The sequence below is a fragment of the Hahella chejuensis KCTC 2396 genome, assembly GCF_000012985.1.
Taxonomy (GTDB): Bacteria; Pseudomonadota; Gammaproteobacteria; order Pseudomonadales; family Oleiphilaceae; genus Hahella; species Hahella chejuensis.
Genome location: NC_007645.1, coordinates 4,365,417 through 4,384,559, shown reverse-complemented (window position 1 = coordinate 4,384,559; position 19,143 = coordinate 4,365,417). Strand labels below are relative to the sequence as shown.

The following is a 19,143-nucleotide window of genomic DNA, read 5'->3' as shown; positions in this document are numbered from 1 at the left end:
TCAGGCTTCTTCCGGTTCGGGAGCGACAGCATCCTGGATCGAACCCGACGCTAGAGGCAACTCCACATAAAAAGTCGCGCCTTTGCCGACTTCAGACTCGAAATCAATACGTCCGCGCATGCCTTTAGCCAGCTCTCTGGAGATGAACAGGCCCAGTCCGGTGCCGCCTTTCTGGCGGCGATCGGAGGAGTCCGCCTGGGAAAACTTCTTGAATATACGTGTATAAAATTCTGGGGGAATACCGGGGCCGCGATCTGTGACGGAGATGCGCACATAGTTCTCCCTGCGTTGGACTGATATATCCACAGTACAGCCCTGAGGAGAGAATTTGGCGGCGTTGGAGAGAAAATTAGCCAGTATTTGCTGAAATCTTAACGGGTCCACATTAATGAGGCTGGCGTCTTCCCGGTGAATGATTTTGTACTCCACCTCGTGCTGTTGGCCATATACCCGGTTAGTGTCAATGGATTGCTCCACCAATGGCATTACCGGTTCGACGGAAAAGCTGTATTTAACGCCGCCCGCGGTGATCTTCTCCATGTCCAATAGGTCATTTATCAGCAGGGCGAGTCGCTGGCTGTTTTTATAGGCGATTTGCAGAAAGCGGGAAAACTCTTCTGTAGGTTGACCCACGGCGCCGTTCAACAGGAGGCTGAGCGCCCCGGTGATGGACGTCAACGGGGTGCGCAGTTCGTGGCTGACAGTAGAGATAAACTCATTTTTCATGCGGTCGACACGCTTGCGTTCGGTAATGTCCCGCACCACCACAATAAATAAACGCTCCGCTCTACGGTGCACTTCAGACACGGATATGCCCACAGGAAAGCGCTCGCCATTCTGACGGACGCCCTCTATTTCTTGTTCCTCGCCGCTGGCGTCACTGCGTAGGGAGGCGGATAAATAGTCCGACATGGATTCCGAAGCGTCATTGTCGGAATAGTTAGCGAATAATCGTTTGAGGTTGTAGCCGATGACTGAGTCTGCGTTGTAGTGGAAGATACGCTCCGCCGCCCGATTGAAGGAAGCGATGAAGCCAATCTCATCCACGGTGATGATGCCGTCGTTGATATTATTAAGAATCGCCTGGGTATGTTGGGCGTGCTCTTCCGCCTCTGCTTCCGCCAGTTTTTGTTGGTGGATATCGGAGATTGAACCCGCCATTCTGATGGCGACATTCTCCTTGTTGCGGATAGCCGCGCCCCGAGAGCGAAACCAGCGCCACTCGCCGGAGCGGGTCAGCAGTCGGTGCGTAATGTCATAGGGCGATTCGCTTTCCAGATGCGCTTTGATCGCCTGCAGAACCGGGTTTTTATCCTGGGGATGAATTTTCTGCTCAAATTCGGTAAAGGTGTTGCTGAAGCTGCCCTCCTCATAGCCGAGCAGGGCCTGGAAGCGAGGCGCGTAATACATGTGGCCGGTTTCAAGGTTCCAGTCCCAGATCCCGTCGTTGGAGCCGCGCACCGCCAACTGGTAGCGTTCTTCGCTTTGGCGCAGGCGAGTCTCATTATCGCGAATGGTTTGGGTCATACGCTTGGCCAGCTCTAACGCTTGCTCCCGTCTAAATGACAGGAACCAGACCAGCAGCGTCAACAATAGACTGACCACCCCGCCGAGCCCCACCACCAATTTATCCAAATGAGAAATAGCGTTGGCTTCAAACGCAGGCGTGTTCTGAAACACAACCGTCCAGTCATGTTGATAGAAGGTCAGAGTGCGAGTAGCGGTATAGCGGGGAGGAGGCGTCCCTTCAATCTCCTGCAGTCCTGAGTGAAAGTCGTTTTCTTCCGTTTCGAACATCAGTGTTTCATCGCTGATCGTGTTGTTGTCGTAGATGCGAAATGAAATCTGTAATCGGCGCGGTCCGAGGATGCCGGCCATCAAGTCGTCAATGCGGTAGGGGCTATATACGAAACCTTGCAGGGCGCGCCAGCGCGCCTGTTCCGCTTCAGGAACCACGCCTTTGGCGTAAATAGGCACGTACATGAGAAAGCCGGACTGCACCTTTCCATGTGTCTCCTGCACTAACGTGACTTTACCGGACAGAGCGGTCTCCGCTGAAACTGCAGCCTGTCGCATGGCGGCCGCGCGGGTCTCCTCGGACATCATGTCGTAACCGAATGCGGCCAGGTTGCGCCCCAGAAAAGGCTCCAGGTAAATAATAGCGGAGTAAATTTCCCGATCGCCCTGAGGTTTGACGACATAGTTGGGAAAGCCTTCGGCTCTTACGGTTGCGATATGATTGGCGAGTTCGTGTTTGGGAATGACGATGGAATAGCCGACGCCGAGAATGCCGGGGTAGTTTTTATTCAGGTTGAGGCTTTCGATATAAATACGCCACTCGTCGCGCCTTACTTCATTGCTGGCTTTGAACAGCGCGCCGCCGCCGAGCAGAATTTGCTCGTGGTCGCGCATGCGCTGCGTGATTAGAGATGAAACCTCATCGACATAAAGTTGGAATTGTCGCTCGGCGCTCAGCTGTTCTTGATTGCGGATAACGCCGGCGGCCAGAACCACCATGGCCAAACTGGCGATCAACACGCCCCAGGCGGCAAGTAGGCGGCGTCTGAACATAGGGGCGACGGAGGCCCAGAGTGCGTTGCCGGGTTGATGTGTGATACTCGCCATCCTTTTCAAACGCGTTACTGGCCGCCGCCGAGGCGGCCGATTGATCGTTGACGCTTATGGAAAGTTCAGTTGGCGAGACTGAACTTGTCAAGGAGGCTTGCGCCTCTTGTCCATGGACGCGACGGCGTGCGTCGGGCGCGCCGTCGGCGTGAGCGCGATCGCAACTAGAACTGATAGGTGACGCCAATGGCGATGACTGGCCAGTACTTGGCGTTATCCAGGTCGTCGTTATTGATATTGTCCTCTTCTTTCGCCAATTCGCTCTCCAACTGTGCTTTTAGCGCCGGATTGGCGTCTGCGGCCGGGCTATCCGCCGACAGATGCGCTTGGGCTGTGTCGGTGAATAATACTCCCAGATCCGCGTTAAAGCCCCATCCTTTGGTTGGCGCTACGGCATTGCCCCAGCCAATGCCCAGATAAGGCGATATGGCGCGGTCATAGTCGATCTTGGCGTGCAGAGTGCCAACCTGTTCGGGGGTAAACGTGAAGTCCCCGATTTCCACATTTTCTGTCGGCGTGGCGGTACCGGTGAACTCGTTCCGATTGGAGAATAAGCCGCCACTGACGCGGAAGCCGCCCTCAAATGGATGCCAGTCCATGATGAGGCCGTAAGACTCCAGATCAATATCGATGTCATAATCCACGTCGTCCAGAGAACGGTCGACAGAGTGGGAGAATCCGTTGATCATGCCGCGCATGTTCCAACTCAGGTCATGCAGAGGAATGGTGACGCTGACGCCTGCGCCCAAGGTGCCCACCATAATCCCCGGAGCGATGGATTGCCCTTCAAGCGTGTGGAAGACGCCGCTTTCTGCTTGCGGCCCGCCCAGCTCCATGCGCACGCCCGCCTGCCAGACGTCGGTGGAGAGGTTGTCGCGGGCGAAGTCGGTTCCGTAGCGAACGTAGGCGGATGTGCCACTTTTGAAAACGCCTGTGAGCGATAAACCGGCGTTCATATAAGTTTTATCCGCTTCCTCTGTTTGTAGCTTGAACGAGCCCGCTTCTGGGAATATCGATAACTGCGCTTCGATTTCGGTCGGATCGTTTTTTAACTCGTTCACGAACGCTAGCTCAAGTTGCGGAATCAGTACGCCGAAGTCGTAACTCAACGCCTGACTGACCCGTGCGCCCAGGGTTCCGGTCATGAGGTCCGTAGAGTATTCCATCACGTCCAGCCCCAATCCTGCGTCGTTGCTTTCGCTGTAAGCGTCTACATTGACCGTGCGGTATTCGATATTAAGGAAGGCGTCGACCTGCCACTGCTGAACCTGATAATTAATGCCGGTCCCCATGGCGGCGTTCCATTGATCGCCATCGGTATCGCCTTTGGACGTCGATGTGACGCCAGGAAAGTTGACGGCGCGAGTGGAGTCAATGGAGACGCCGCCATAGCCCGCGATCCAGTCAAAGTACCAGTTGTCGCGTGGGTAATAGTTTCCATAGAAGGCGAGGTTCCAGGTATCTGTCTCCAACTTGGTGACGGAGTTGTTTTCCTCGCTCTCTGTTGTGGTGTAACCAGCGGATAAGCCGAGTATTAATTTGTTGGTGAAGCGATAATCGACGCCGGCGAGTAGTTGTTGCGCGTCATAATCGTATGCGCGTTGATCGCCGTGTGCGTCAGCGTCGCCAAATATCAGTGAGCCGCTGATAAATACCCCAAGTCGGTTATCCGCAAACATGAGGTCGTCGTCGCCCGCTCCGCCGCCGGTTCCGGTGACGCCTAACAGTTTACCAACGCTGAAATTCTGTCCTTGAACCTCAGTACGAAGGCCGATCAGGCTCAAACCAGTAGAGCCATTGCGCAGGTTGCTGAGGCGATCGCCGAGGCTTTTTACCTGTGACGCGGCGGCTTCTTTCATCGCGCCAGCCTGAGCGCCTATCTGACGCAGAAGGATTTGCTCCAGCGCATCCGATCTTTCCGAATCGCTCAAAGCGGCGAGTGCATTACAGGTGGCTTCGAAGGTGGAATCGGTTTCCCTGACTATACCTGCGGAATTGGCGTCACAGGCGGCTTGCAGTACGCCCGCCAGTTGTTCCTGCTCTTCATCTTTGGCGCCCGCCAGCAGGGGCTCTGAATCAGGATCGACGGAAATTGTGACTGTGGCGGTGCTGCTTCCTACACCTTCGTAGGTGACGGTGTAGTTGATTACGACATCAGTGGGCTCGGTCAAATCGCTGGGAGGGGTGTACTTGTATAGTCCGCTGATGCCGCTAAGTTGAGTGAGTGAGCCTTGCTCCGGGGTGTCTATGGTGAATTCCGATGGATTGCCGCTGGGTTTGACGTCGTTTTCCAGTGGGAAAATGGTAATGGCTTCCCGTCCCGCCAGATATTTGTCATCCAACGCCTGCAGGCTGCCTGCTTCTACTGTTAGATCCACTGTAACCGTGGCTGTGCTGGCGCCGCGGATATCCTGCAGGGTGTAGGTGAAGGTTACAGTTCCGGAAAAGGAGGGGTTAGGCACGAAATTCACAGACAAATTATCGTCTGTATCAATCGCTACGCTGCCCGCAGAGCTATTGCTCAGAGCTGACACGCTGGTAATTTTAGCGGCGTTGATGGCTTCCTGTGTGCTGATGTCGATCGTGTCGTTGTAAGTGACGACCAGTTTCTCTTGCCCGTCTCCTGGGTCGACGATATAGGAGTCGTTTACCGCAGTGGCGGCTAGGGAGACAGAAGCAATGCAATTGAGTAGCAAAAAAAGCGTGGAGCTGAGAAGAGATCGTAGTCTGAGCGTCATGTTGCGTACCTTGCCTTCTTCTTGAGGATGTTACAGCTGTCAATGCGATTATCGCGGCCGTGACCAAGACTTCAGCAGCTACCGCTGGCGGGCCAGATCTGCGTTTAATTAGGAAAGTGTAGGCGAGGCCTATGAAATCGTGTAGGAAATTTCCAGATGTTTTTTGCGCATCCGGCCCCATCAGGGCCGGATTGGTTCGCGATAAGCGTGAGCGGCCTCAGGGCGCTTCCGGCAGCTCCAGATAGGACTGTGCGGCGTTGCTGTGGCGGAAGCTGACGGCGTAAGGCGTCAGCGTGGGCGGGCCGTAAAGAATATCGAAGGTATCGAAAGCAATAGCGATGCGGTGTCCGGCGGGGACGTCATAAGCCGCCGCCGTCAACTCCATATCCAGGCTCTGATCCCGCCAGGGCGTAGCGTCGTGCAGTGTGGCCGGCGCATGGGTAATCAGCTTGCCGATCCCTAAGGCATCGACATCATACAGATAAGCGTTCAGTTGTACTTTGCTGTAGCTGGGCTCGATATTCAGATGTATTTTCGCCGCCCCACGGATTTTCAGGGTTTCCGACAGCGCACCGCTTTGATAGACGATGCCGTGAACGCGATTGATCAGCGGCATGGAGGCGTAAACTGGCAGGCCCAGCCCATCCAGCAGCGCGGACAGAAGGGGGATGCCGGTGCTGGCGCCGGAATCGAGCCCGGAATAGATCGTGTTAGTCCGGTTCAACCAGGAGTCGTATTGCGCGTCTGATAAACCTCCATTGCTGAGCAGGCCTCTAGGATGCATGTAGAGTGTACGCGTTTGCGCGCCAGGGATGGGCCACGCGGCGTATTCTTCCCGCTTATGCTTCAGATCGGTCAGCATGGTCAGGGGGGGGCGCGCCATGATGCCGGTGTCTTCGCCTTTCAGCCAATAGTCAAACCAGTCTCTTGCGTTGTCCCAGGTGTAGTTAGGAATGCCAAGCAAGCCGAGACCTTCGGCGGACGCATGCGTACCCTGATTCAGATCCAGACGCTTGGGACCGCTAAGCTGTTCAAAGAAACGCAATAGATTGTTAGGTTGGAACAGGTTGTCGCCGAAGCTGTTGGCCAGATATACCGGCGCCTGGCGAGCGTTGATCTGATCAATGACTCGAGAGGGCGAGCGTTCATAGCCCCAGGCCATAGTCTCCGGAATATTTTTATGCTCCACCAGATTGCGATAGTTCTGCGCGATGACCGGGTCCATATTGGCGGTGATCAAGCCGCTGGAGACCAGGAAAAAACCCCAGAACAAACGGGGAGTTTGCTGTGCGTACAGCGATTCCACCAGATCTCCCCAGGTGCTCATGGCGACGGCGGTTTTAATGCGCGGTTCGTGCGCCAGGCCCAACAGGCCAATGCCCGAGCCGTAGGATATGCCGGTGACGCCAATGGCGTTGGGATCGGCCTGGGTGTTGGCCAACAGCCAATCCACCATGGCTGACAAGTCCGCCATATCATTGGGGCCGGCTACATCCACAACGCCCTCGGAACAACCCCAGCCTCGGGAGCTGTAGCTCAAGGCCTGATAACCTCTTTGCGCATACTTGGCGGCCTGCAGAAAGTATTCATGTTCGTCCAACACCCAGCTGTTGATGAATATCACCGTAGGGTAGCCGTTCGCCGGGGGCGGCGTGTTGGGGGTGAACAGGTTGGCGTCGAGAGAGAGGCCATCGTGGGCGGTGACCTTGATGTCGTCGTTAAAGCGGTAATCGGCGTGATCAGGCAGGTCGAAATTGACGCAGATATTGGCGCTGGCGAGGTTAGACCAACCGAACGCTAACAGAATCCATAACAGAACAGGTCGAAACGTGACGTTCATGGGGGAGTATCCTTGTCATGTTATTTTTGTTTTGTGTGTGGTCCTTCCGCGCTAACGTACTCCTTCAACGGGGGAGGACCTGACAAAGTATTCCATAAATAAACGTCGTTCATTTCACCCGAACGGGTGAGGGCGCGCGTTTTTGTGAACTGCGTTAAGGTCAGCTCTGACTATCCAGAGTGAAGTAGAAGGTCGTGCCTTCACCACTGGAGGAATCCAGCCAGATTCGACCGCCATGCCGCTCCACGATTTTTTTCACAATGGTCAGGCCGACGCCGGTGCCGCCATATTTATCCTGGGGGTGAAGGCGTTTGAATATTTTGAAGATCTTCTCATATAGATTAGAGCTGATGCCGATGCCGTTATCCTTGACGTAAAAGATGCGCTGGGCGTTTTCCTCGAAGCTGCCCACCGTGACCCATTTTTCCTCTTTGTCGTTATATTTCATGGCGTTGGCGATGAGATTGCGGAACACTTCCGCCACTCTTACGCGGTCGCACTTTATTTCGGGGAGTTTGTTGGCGATGCGGCAGGCGACCCCCAATTCATTCAGGCGCGGCTCCAGCGTCTCGATAACCTCGGTGACCACCGTGTTCAGGTTGCAGCTTTCTATGGACAGATCGGTTCTGCCCAGGCGGGAGTAATGCAGTAGTTCGGTGATCAAGCGCTCCATGCGACTGGTCAGACGCACCAGACTTCGCAGCATCTGACGGCCGTTGTCATCCAGTCTGTCCTGGTAATCTTCGATCAGAAAAGAGGCGTAGTTGCTGATGCCGCGCAGCGGCTCTTTCAGGTCATGTGAAGCGATGTAAGCGAAATCGTCCAGCTCCTGATTGGAGCGCAGCAACGCTTCCTTGTGTTTGATCTGCTCTGTGACGTCCGCCGCCATGCCGATCAGGCAAATGAGGCGCCCATCTTCGTCCATCACGCCATGACCTTTGTCTTCGATATAGCGTAAGGAGCCCCAGGCGTCGATGATGCGGTAGTTGTGGGACCATTCGCCCTGCTTGTGGCGTTCCAAACCTTTAAGGATGCGGTCGCGGTCTTCCGGCACGATGGCGTCGATAAAGCCTTTGGGGGTTTCGTACAGAGACTGGCAACTGCGCCCCCAGATTTCCTCATAGCGACGGTTGATGAAGTAGATGCGGTCGATTCCCGGCGACGACATCCAGACCACGCCGGGCAGGGTCTCTGCGATGGTGCGGAATTTCGCCTCACTTTCTTTCAACGCTTTTTGGATTTCGTTAGTTTCGCGGATGTATTTCTGGTGCGCCTGCTCGATTTGCTCCTGCATACGCTTACGTTCGGTGATGTCGATGACGGTGGCGATAATGGTATAGCTGTCATACTCGTGGACGGCGGTCAGGCCGACTTCAACGGGGATCTGTCCGCCATTTTTATGCCGCGCCCATAAATCTCTTCCCACTCCCATCTTCCTGGTTTCAGGGCGTTTCAGATAGGCGTTGCGTTGAATCTGGTGTTGATGGCGGATGCTTTCCGGCAGCAGCAATTCAATTGGCTGTTGCTTAAGTTCTTCTTTGGAATATCCCAGCATTTCTGTCAGGACGGAATTAAAGGACTGGATCAGGCCATCGTTGTTGACTACCACCAGACCATAACCGACCGCGTTGCTGATGGTGTTGGCTCGCTCTTCCGCCATCCGGCGCTCAATATTTTCTCGCTCCAGGCAACGGTTGAGGTTTTGTAACTCCTCCGTGCGCTGCGCCACCTGTTTCTCCAGATAGGCTTTAACCTGGGTTAACTCGTCACTGCGTAAGCTGCTTAACGCCAGTTTGTTTTGCAGGTTATCCGTGAGCTCGCGCCACTCATTGAATGAAGGAAGTTGGGTGATTCTCGGCAGCAGGGGCCAAATGACAATCGCGGTGATTGCGGAAACCAGCGCCGTAGCAACCTTGAGGGCGCCTTCCGCGTAGTAGTACCCGTTCCAGACATTGATGATTTCCATGACATGAGTCATACCGCAAAACAGGATGAAACAGGCGAACAGAGCGAGGGTCCAGTTCAATTCAAATTGTCGCTTGCGATAAATGAAATACAGCAGAGCCGGGGGAATACTGAAGTAGGAGATGGCGATGACCAGGTCCGATCCCACATGCATGATCAGCAGATCATATTGCCAGAGCAGGCAGTGGCCATGGGGCATATAGTCGCCGGAGAGAAGCCGGTCGATAATTGACATTGCTGTTTACTCCATAAACGCTTGAAAGGCGTATTCAGGAGGATTTCAGCCCTTTCGCTGAATACGCGGGAAGTGTTCCATGAATTCTTTTAAAGACTGGCTGCCGCAGGGTGTTGGCCTACCGAACAAATAGCCTTGGGCAAGATCGCATCGTGATTTCTTGGCGTCATTCCATTGCTTGTCGCTTTCAATGCCTTCCGCAGTCACTTTCAATCCCAGGTGGTGTCCCAGGGCGACGACGGTTTCTATGACTTTCTTATTGCGTTCATCGTGCTGTGCTTCCAGAAAGAAACACTTATCGATTTTCAAAATGTCGATGGGCAGACGGGTGAGGTACGCCAGGGAACTGTAGCCGGTGCCAAAATCGTCCACGGCGATTCGCAGACCTAGTTCATGCAAACTATTGAGCAAACGAATGCTTGCGTCAGGTTGCCGCATCAGCGTCGTCTCAGTGATCTCCAGTTCGATGACAGAGGGATCGATAGGATAGCGACTTAGCTTGCTGCGAAACATATCCACCAAATAGGTGTTATGGAACTGGTTGGCGGGCATGTTGATGGACAGAGAGATATCCGGGAACTCCTTCGTCCACAACACCGCTTTACCACAAACTTCGTCGATCAGCCACTCATTGAACGGCTCCATTAGTCCCAGGCCTTCCACCATCTGGATTAGCTCCATCGCCTGGATATTGGGATAATCCGACATCGGCCAGCGACTCAGCAGTTCAAACCCGCGCAGGCGCTCACCGGGAATGTCGACAATGGGCTGGAAGTAGGGCTGAAGTTCTCCCTTGGCGATCGCTTTGGGCAAAGCCGCTTCCAGCGCTTGCTTGCGCTGCCAGATTTCCTTTTGCGATTGGGAAAACTCATGATACGTAGAGCGTCCGCGCCCCTTGGCGGCATAGAGCGCGAGATCAGCATGTTTCAGCAGTTCCTGCGCTGATTTCGCTGTGGTGGGGTAGCGGGCGATGCCAATGGAGGAACTGACGGCCACTTCATGCTCTGCGATATGAGTGGGCCGATTGACTTCCTCCAACAGTTTTTCCGCGACGTTGCGGGTGATGTTGACGTCGACATTCTCCAGCAGTACGACAAATTCATCACCGCCGATGCGGGCGACGCTGTCGGTTTCCCGCACTACGGACTTGATGCGTCCGGCGACGGCCTGTAGCAGGGCGTCGCCGGCGTCGTGGCCCAGGGAGTCATTGACCGGTTTGAAATGATCCAGGTCCAAATAGAACAGACTGCATTCATAGCTATTGCGCTCGGCCTTCTTGATCGCCAGCTGCAGACGGTCAAGAAATAGCGCCCGGTTCAAAAGTCCGGTCAGAGCGTCGAAGTGCGCCATGTAGTTCAACTGGTGTTGCAGACTGCAGGTGCGTACAGCGTTGCCGATAGCGCGGTGCAGCGATTCGGCGGTCAGGTCGCCCTTCACCAGATAGTCATGGGCGCCATTGCGCATCAGTTGCACGGCGATGGACTCGTCTCCCTGGCCGGTCAGTACGACGACCGGGATCATGTCGTCGATCCACAACTTTTTTAGCTTACGCAGGAACGTCAGGCCATCCATGCCCGGGAGTTGATAATCCAGTAAACAGCATATCGGTCGGTGGTGCTGCAGGATTTCCAACGCTTCTTCCGCGCTTTCCACTTCCTCGATGCTGGAAAAGGGTTCCTGATATTTGGCCAGTAATCTTCGGTATAGGTAGCGATCGTCGGAAGAGTCTTCGATGATCAACAGGGAGGTGTCGCCGCGCATTCCATTCATTCCTCATTACTGCGTGGAAGAACTGCTATTTCAAACCAATACTGCTTGAGCTCGCTGACCGCTCGAATCAAACCGGAAAGATCCACGGGCTTGCAGACGTAGGTGTTCGCTCCAAAGAGGTAACAGCGGGCGATATCCCTTTCATCGCTGGATGTGGTGAGTACGATCACAGGAATGCGGCGCAATTTGGGGTCGCTTTTGACTTGCTTGAGAACTTCAAAGCCATCAATGCCAGGAAGGTTCAGGTCCAGCAGGATCAACGCCGGTAGCTCGGCTCTGTCTTTGAAACGGTTACGCGCGAACAGGTAGTCCAGCGCTTCCTCTCCCAGCTGACAGTGAACGATGGGGTTGATCAATCCCGCTTTGGCGAAGGCGCGTTGCATGGCGGCATAATCATCCATGCTATCTTCGACCACCAGAATAAGCCGGGTGGACTGGTTTCCTGTCATGACTCCCGCCTTGAGAAAAATAGAAATTCCTTGCTAATTGAGAGCGCCGCATCTCATCGTATAACTATAGACAAATAGTCGCTGTTTGGCGTAAGTGCAAGCGGTTCATTCTTATTACATATTTACAAAACTGCTTTAACAGGCTCGGCTGCATAACCCCGCCGCGCCCGAGCAGATGGTCTTCACGGCGGCCTCGCGTCATTTTTGCTGTAGTCTAAACTGATAATTGTCGGAAAATGAAAGCATTGAAGATTTACTGGCGACGACTTTCGCGTCCGGTAGTAAATCGGGCGCAGACTGCTATGCCGTTTGCAGGACCACCCATAAAAACTGATATCCGGGACACTGTGTGACTGAATCCACGACCTCCGGTTCCGCTTCCATCACCCAACAGATTTCTGTGCTGGAGAAAAAGCGGTCCGCGTTATTGCGCTTGGTGAGAGCGACGTCTTCCTTGGAAAAGCTGCGCCAGAGCTTCCAGGCGGTGCTGCAGTTGGGCGCGAAGAAGATGACGCTGTCCACCTCTGCGCTGAAATCATTTGAATCTCTGGGGCGAAAAGTCCGCAACCTGCCTGACTCCGAGGTTAAAGTTCGCTTGGGTAACCTGGACGACCACGTGCAGAGCAATCTCGGCCGGGTGACGGAAATGGCTTTGCAGTTGGTGGACGCGGAGGAGGCGATCGACGAAAAGTTTGAAGAAATCAATCAGGTGGTAGGTGATTTCAGCCGTTACGCGCGCACCTCCATCGCCATGCGGGTATTGTTGGAACGACGCGGCGTGAAGATTGCGCCATTGAAGATCAGCCTTCCCGTCGAGGATATCAAGCGACGTTTGAGCCGGGTTTGCGAGCAGGAGAAAAGTTGTCGCAAGCAAGCGGAAGAGCAGATTGTCAGTATGCACGAGGGCATTGGCGTCATGCTGAGCAACCCAACATGCACGGCGATGCAGCGTCAGGTGCTGGAAGCGGTGGACCACGCGCTGATGGAAAATCTGGAACACATTCAAGCGGGTAAAAGTCTGGCCGATTTACCCACGCCAATCGAAGAGATTGAGCTGGAAACGCCGCGCCCGGGCGCGGTGACGAAGAGCGCAGAAGAGAAGGAGCTTGCGCAAGAGAAGGAACAAGCTGTTAAACGTCGCGAGGCGGCTCCGCCGACGCCAGTAAAAAACGAGAAGCCGAACGCCAATAAGTCTCCTCGGCCAGAATCACCGCCCAAAAGTCCTTCAGGCGTGATGGGGCGTTTCTTTGAATGGTTGAACACGCCTTGGAGCGTGGGGTGGAAAGACCTGAGAAAGAAGAAGCGCGACGGGAGACGCAAGTAAGCCTCAGGCCCCGTCTTTTGTTGACGAGGCCCTGAAGCGGGTTTTATCTATACCATGCTTTTTGATCATTTTCCCCAGGGCGCGGCGCTCTTTACCTGATCGGCGCGCCGCTTCGCTGATGTTTCCGCGCGTGGTCTCCATCAACCAGTTCAGATAATCACTCTCAAAGCGGCGAACGACAGCGCTCTTGGCGACATTGAAGGGTTGAGCTTCGAAGCTGATTTCACACTCTGGCGCAGCGACGCCAGTGGATGAGGGCAGAGAGAACTGCAGCTCCGCGTTGTCGTTGAGCAGGTATTCCCGTTGTAGCAGGTTCTCCAGCTCTCTCACATTTCCTGGCCAAGCGTAGGTCTTTAGAGCCTGTAAGGTCTCGGGGCGGAGCTTTTTTTCGGGGCGACGGTATTGCTGACTGAAGCGCTGCAGCATATATCGGGACAACAGTTCAATGTCCTCTTTGCGACCTCGCAGAGGCGGCATGGTCAACGTCAGGATGTGCAGGCGGAAGAACAGATCTTCGCGAAACTCTCCCTGCGCCACTTTTTGCGCCAACCTGGCGTTGGTGGCCGCGATCACGCGAATATCCGCTGTACGATATCCCGCGCAGCCTAGCGGGCGGTACTCACGGGTTTGCAGAAAACGGAGCAGGGCGACCTGGGCTCTGGCGGAGAGGCTGTCTATCTCGTCGAGAAAAAGGGTTCCTCGATTGGCTAATTCGATTAATCCCGGCTGGGCGCTTTTGGCGTCGGTGAAAGCGCCTTTGGCGTGGCCAAACAGTTCGTTTTCCAGTAACTGTTCTGGTAATGCCCCGCAATTAATGGGAATAAACGGGAACTGGCTGCGTTCCCCCAGATAATGGATCGCCCGCGCCGCCATTTCCTTACCCGTTCCGGTTTCGCCTTCAATCAGAACTGGCGCGTCGCAGCCCGCGATCCGGGCGATCAGTCGTAGCGTAGCGGTGAACGAGGCGGAGCGACCGATCATATTCAGCGCATCGAACTGCTCCCATAAAGCGGCTTCTTGGTGGGAGTCATTTGGATCGTTCCCACCGTCTTCCCGATGGCGTAATCGGTCCAGTCGCAAGGCCAGTTCCGCTTTGTGACAGGGCCAGCGCACGAATTCGTCGAAACGCTGCATGAAGTCCGCGTCCCAATCTTCCGCCTCGGAGCTGCACACACACAGACTGCGGCCGCGCTGCTCTGGCGTCAGGGCGGCGAGAATGGCGTCTTTGGGATACGGTTGGGCCCCCAGTAAAAACAGGGTAATAGCGCTTGAACAAGTCCGACGTTGATTCAGCCAGGCGTCGCCGGACACAAACTGTGGACGGTAGCCCAGCTCAGGCAGAATGCGACTGAATTCAGAGTGGTGCTGCGATGAAGAACTAAAGGCGATGCAGTCCAAGGTTTCCATATGCCTGCTCCAGGCGGTTCTTGCTATTGTCCAAGTCGCGTCCGCCGATGACTGCACTGAGGGAACGCGCCCATAAGAGTGCGCCGCTAACCTAAAGCGCTGCTAGGGAGTTTTAGTATAGTTCGAAATTTTCACTTTGCAGGGAGATTGAGAAAAAGATGCAGGCTGCCAAAAAGCGTTATTTATCAATAAGGACACGGGAGTAAGCGCAGTCCGGGGTACGGCGATTGTTCCACTGCGCAACTACAAAATATCCATAAACAAGTGGTAACTCACTCGCCTGTCAGTGAACCATGATGACTGACGAGTTGATGGTTGGTCTGAATAAAATTTTTTCCAAATTGGATGAAGGCTTTTCTCTAAAACTAGCGCTTTGTACCGCGTGGCTATGGTCAAAGCGTTTGGATTTAAAGCTATTGCAGTATCGTTTCTCTTCCGTTGCTCAACGCTAAAGAGTTGCTGAGGTGCGAGGCTGTTTATTTCACAACTTTTTGCTCTTGATTAAGAGATTCAGCATATCTGAAGCCTCGCTTTTTAAAAGGCATGAAAAACATGTAAATACAATGGCTTAGGTTGAATGAAAGGCCATCCGTAAAGACGTAGTAATTTCCAAAATGTGGAATAGGTCAAAAGGAATAGGTCTGATGGTGGGTTGAGCCTAAAACTCTCATCCGTTAAGTTTTGTAACAATAAAAACGTCAACCATCGCTTACAAATACTACCGCCGCCACATAACGTTGCCCCTGGCGTTACGCCAATGGTTACCCTGCCTAATTGTTGGAATTGGGACCCGCCGGGCTGAAAAATTAATCTTTCAACACGATCACGGAATTTTAGGGATTAAGAATGAATCAAGCTGTTAAATTAAATTCACAACGTATTGGTCAGCCAGGACGAGGAAAAATCGTAACTGCTGTAGGGTCTGTAGCGACGGCTTATAGCGAATTATTAGCTCATTCAAAAAGAGGCAATTATTGGGCTACCTACATCGTTAAAGAGTTTGAGCAGTTAAGCTCTGGTGTAATGAGTGGTAAAAATATTTATATGCACCAGCAACTTAAGGCTGGCGGATACGAAGCCTATAAAATGATATTGCCTGGCTGCACAGCAACAATACTTTGCCCACCAAGCGGTGAGCTTATTATTTACGAGCTGGGTATAGATCTTATATTTTTCGAGAAGCAACTTGACTCTAAACGGCCGGGGCTTCACTTTGTTAAGAAGAATACAGACGGAGAGTGGAAATCAGAGTTTTTGTTCCATAAGGAAGTATCTGATGAAGGGGTTGTCAAAAAGCGCGATCCAGGTTTTGTTCAATCTCAAACCAAAAATGAACGCGAATGGATAATAGCTGGCGTCGCTGATTTAAGTGACCACCCTAGAAAAGCTGCTAAGCGTGTATTAGCCCACATCGCTAATAGCCCCTATAATAGCTCTAGCCTACCTGAATTAGGATTTAATCTAATGTTCACTCCAGGTAAAGGTTCAATTGGTGGTTGGAGAAATCTGCGAGAGGCTTTTGATGCGACGAACTCTGATCGTTTGAATGAAAGCGCTCACGTGCTTGCAGATGCGATGATTAAGGCCCAGCAAAAGCGTCAAAAAGTAGCCTGGATTTCGGAGCTCGGTGGCTCTGGGGTGTTAACTCAAGCTATGAAAATTTGTAAAAGCCGAAATGTTAAACTTGACATGCAGGCGGCGTATCTTAGCTGTCCAAGAACTTTATCGACTCGAGCGCTTGCATTAGCCTTAGATTTAGGTATGCAAATAGATCTTAATGAGACCTTTGCAAAAAATCGTATTTTCAACGCAGATGAATTAATTGGCGGTATGTTATGCGGGGCGGCCCCTATATTGAATGTGGCTAAGCGTCTTCGCTTACAGAAGGATTATGGAATCATTAACGCAACTTTCGATAGCGTGGCTGGTTACAACGGTGGTAAAGATCTCGTTTCTCTTGGTATGGGAGCAGGGGCATTAGGTGTTGCTCTTGCTACTGGGGGGCTTTCCACTATCTGTACAGTGATATTAAATAGCGGCACTGTATTCTCTGCAATTGGAGCAAATCTACCAGGTTTAAACCAGTATCCTTCTCTAAGGTCTGGTGTTAATAATCTCGATAGAAAGGTGTGGTAGTATGCCTATTCTCACGAAGGGAGCCTAACTATGAATCCTCTTGCCCTTAAACTTAGGGAGTTACGTGAGCCTTGTGTTCCTCTGGCGCCTGATTTTAAAAATGCCAAGGCTATGGACATTTCATTCTCTGGTAGTACGCTTAGAGTAATGTTGTTGGATCATAAACCTTCGACAGCATATGAGGAGCATGTTAAGCCCAAGGGGGGGTATGATTTATTCGATAGCTCACAGTATAAGCACGCAGATCAAGAAGGATTTGATTACTTCCAGGTTTTAAAAAGGTCATGTCGGTTTCGAGGTCCTCTTTTTACAGGATATGTTGCTCAGCTGAATACCTCACTGCTTATTATAAAGCATAAGCCTACTCGTCCTGACTTCTCATTATTTAACCCACATGACTTTGAAAATACTATATTATCTACGTTGTCCGCAGAATATGGCAATGAGATTCTCTTGGGTAGAAGTAGCTACGATGCGCCAATAGACTGGGAGGTTGTTAAAGACTTTCCTGTTCCTTGTGTAACCTACGAAGTACGGTCTGGCCCACATCGGGACGGATGGCGGAATAAGTACATGGCTTTCCCTCTAAGACATGAGTTCTATGTCAGAATGTCGTTTCATTTTGAGCAATCTGCAGTTGGAAAGCTTAATGATCAGGATCGGCTCATAAATCCCATGCCGCTTTATGAGCTGTCACAAAGTATTATCAACAGTATAAAGTTGGAGTTGTCTCCTGATGCCGAAAAAGAACTCGAAGATGTGCGCAGTGCTAATCCCGACGCTAAATTGAATGAAAAAGTTGACCCTCTAAAATGGACTACACCTGAGGACGATGCTGAATGGGAGCATTACTGTGCTGAAGTTGAAGAGAAACTCAAGTCTATGGGGCGAATCAATAAAGCAACTCAAATGGAGAAATAGTTCTGTGCTTATATACCTAGACTGAACACGGTATATTTGTATTAATTCGCCCTGATTGCTTCAGGGCGTTTTTATATATGGGTTGGTTTGATTTTAGAGGGCGATGCTTATGAGCTTTTTAGCGATAAAGCTGAGAGAAGCTAAGAAACCCTGCTCGCCAGTAGGCCCAAATTTTGGGAGGGCGAGGCCTGTTGAGATAATATTATCTGGTACTAGGCTTAAAATGCTTGTTAACTCTCACGGACCTTCTGCAGGTAGAGATGACAAAGTTGAACCATGTGAAGAGTATAATCTTTATGATGACTCTTTATATCGTACTCAACGATCGGATAATGAGCCAAGCAGGTACTTTTTGGCTTTGTGTAGGAGTTGGGGGTTTAGAGGACCTATTTTCTCTGGCTATATTGCGAAAGTAAACTTTGCTGTATTAGTTCAGCGAGTTAAGCCCCGGAGGGAAGACTTTTCATTATTTAATGCAAGAGACTTTGAACAGTTTCAGCTTGATACTTTGTTTTTTGAGCATGGAAACAAAACTGAGAATGGACGAAACCTGTATGATGCACCTGTTAACTGGAAAGCTGTTCCAAGATTAACCGTCCCTGCTGCTACATTTGAAGTACTTTCTGCGCCGCATAGAGGAGGAGTTAGGAAAAAAATAATGGCATTCGCCGTGGAACATGACATTTGCGTCTGGTTGAGTTTTAATTTTGACAGATATGTCCCTGGAAACCTTGAGGAGCAAGATCAGCTAATTTTTCCCGAGCCTCTTGATGAGTATGTGCAAAGAATTATCGATAGTGTGGAATTAGAGCTATCAGAATCGGCAAGGAAAGACTTATTGGATGTTCGGAGTAAGCATCCTGATATGTCTTTAACGCAAGTTGACCCAATAAAATGGACAACGCCAGAGCAAGATGCGGAATGGGAAGAGTACTATATGGACTGGCAAGAAAGAAAACGGTTATCTATACGTTAAATATTGGTTTTTTGGGTCTTTATATGTGCCCTAGGGAAGGAGCTCATGCTCTTTAAGCGTTAATGTTCAATCTGCTAATTTAAATAGTATTTCGACTCATCTATACAGGCAATCTTCTCGCGTCCATTTCAGCTTTGTCAGTTTTTCTCCTGCCATTCTTTGGTTTACCATCAGTATGGCCTTCAACAAAGGATTTTCAAAAAATAGTCGCTAATTACAAGGGGTGCTTGACCATAACCTTAATCCCCATATGCACCCATTTAAAGATACAGCTAGCTTTAACATACATGTTTCGAAGCATCACGGTTCAGCGAAGTCGTTTTTTAATTTGGTGAAAGTTATTAGAGCACAGTCCCATGCGCCTTTTGCAACGGTATAGAGCATCTAAGATGAACCCGCTGGGCCCTGACTTTAAAAGGGCGCCAGTTTGTTCAATCGACCTATCTAGAACGGAACTCAGGTTCCGTAATCCTGCCCATGAGGCGCCATTTTCTTGTGAAGATCCTCCTGATCACTTAGATATATACAAGATAGACAATTTTGATATTTGGCCTAATAACAGGGGGATGACGCTTATTCTGGCCAGAACTGGGTGGGGTTTTTGGGACTCTCTCTTCGGGGGAGATGGGATGCTGGGCTATGTTATGATGCAAATGATATTGCAATGTAGGGCTCCAAATAACCGACAGAACGATTCATTGTTTAACCCTAACGGTTTAAGTCGCTGGGTGCTTGATACTTGTGAGCAGAACTCTCT

General features: G+C 51.7%; 11 protein-coding genes. 4 read left to right on the top strand and 7 right to left on the bottom strand.

Going from position 1 to position 19,143, the window contains the following annotated elements; genetic code table 11:
• The 6 genes from HCH_RS32545 to HCH_RS18890 form a co-directional block, all read right to left on the bottom strand.
• Nucleotides 1-2,625 (bottom strand): CHASE domain-containing protein, encoded by a 2,625-nt coding sequence (locus HCH_RS32545; protein ID WP_011398015.1) that lies wholly within the window; start codon nucleotides 2,623-2,625, stop codon nucleotides 1-3.
• A gap of 164 nt (nucleotides 2,626-2,789) precedes the next feature.
• Nucleotides 2,790-5,363, bottom strand: coding sequence for an autotransporter domain-containing protein (locus HCH_RS18910; protein WP_011398014.1), 2,574 nt, complete (start codon nucleotides 5,361-5,363; stop codon nucleotides 2,790-2,792).
• A 217-nt stretch (nucleotides 5,364-5,580) separates the two neighbouring features.
• The gene (locus tag HCH_RS18905) at nucleotides 5,581-7,203 is read right to left on the bottom strand and encodes a CocE/NonD family hydrolase (RefSeq protein WP_011398013.1); all 1,623 of its coding nucleotides are present in this window, start codon (nucleotides 7,201-7,203) and stop codon (nucleotides 5,581-5,583) included.
• A gap of 160 nt (nucleotides 7,204-7,363) precedes the next feature.
• On the bottom strand, nucleotides 7,364-9,403 hold the full coding sequence (locus HCH_RS32540) for a sensor histidine kinase (RefSeq protein WP_011398012.1): 2,040 nt from the start codon (nucleotides 9,401-9,403) through the stop codon (nucleotides 7,364-7,366).
• Between the two features lie 45 nt (nucleotides 9,404-9,448).
• Nucleotides 9,449-11,164: a GGDEF domain-containing response regulator gene (locus HCH_RS18895; RefSeq protein WP_011398011.1), complete on the bottom strand. Its 1,716-nt coding sequence runs from the start codon at nucleotides 11,162-11,164 to the stop codon at nucleotides 9,449-9,451.
• A gap of 5 nt (nucleotides 11,165-11,169) precedes the next feature.
• Complete coding sequence (locus tag HCH_RS18890; protein ID WP_011398010.1) at nucleotides 11,170-11,622, bottom strand: response regulator; 453 nt, start codon at nucleotides 11,620-11,622, stop codon at nucleotides 11,170-11,172.
• A gap of 349 nt (nucleotides 11,623-11,971) precedes the next feature.
• Here HCH_RS18890 and HCH_RS18885 point away from each other — a divergent pair, with 349 nt between their 5' ends.
• Nucleotides 11,972-12,946, top strand: a complete 975-nt coding sequence (locus HCH_RS18885) for a hypothetical protein (protein ID WP_011398008.1) — start codon at nucleotides 11,972-11,974, stop codon at nucleotides 12,944-12,946.
• 3 nt (nucleotides 12,947-12,949) lie between these two features.
• Here the strand turns inward: HCH_RS18885 and HCH_RS18880 are convergent, their stop codons facing one another.
• A complete protein-coding gene (locus HCH_RS18880; protein ID WP_011398007.1) occupies nucleotides 12,950-14,353 on the bottom strand; it encodes a sigma-54 interaction domain-containing protein in 1,404 nt (467 codons plus the stop codon).
• Between the two features lie 846 nt (nucleotides 14,354-15,199).
• Between HCH_RS18880 and HCH_RS18875 the strand changes: the two genes are divergently transcribed.
• The 3 genes from HCH_RS18875 (at nucleotide 15,200) to HCH_RS33910 (ending at nucleotide 18,386) form a co-directional block, all read left to right on the top strand.
• Nucleotides 15,200-16,489: a hypothetical protein gene (locus HCH_RS18875; protein ID WP_011398005.1), complete on the top strand. Its 1,290-nt coding sequence runs from the start codon at nucleotides 15,200-15,202 to the stop codon at nucleotides 16,487-16,489.
• Nucleotides 16,490-16,519: 30 nt separating this feature from the next.
• Nucleotides 16,520-17,410 (top strand): hypothetical protein, encoded by an 891-nt coding sequence (locus HCH_RS18870; protein ID WP_011398004.1) that lies wholly within the window; start codon nucleotides 16,520-16,522, stop codon nucleotides 17,408-17,410.
• Between the two features lie 109 nt (nucleotides 17,411-17,519).
• Nucleotides 17,520-18,386 carry a hypothetical protein gene (locus HCH_RS33910; protein WP_148212624.1) on the top strand — a complete coding sequence of 289 codons (867 nt, stop codon included), beginning with the start codon at nucleotides 17,520-17,522 and terminating at the stop codon, nucleotides 18,384-18,386.
• Nucleotides 18,387-19,143 lie beyond the last annotated feature (757 nt).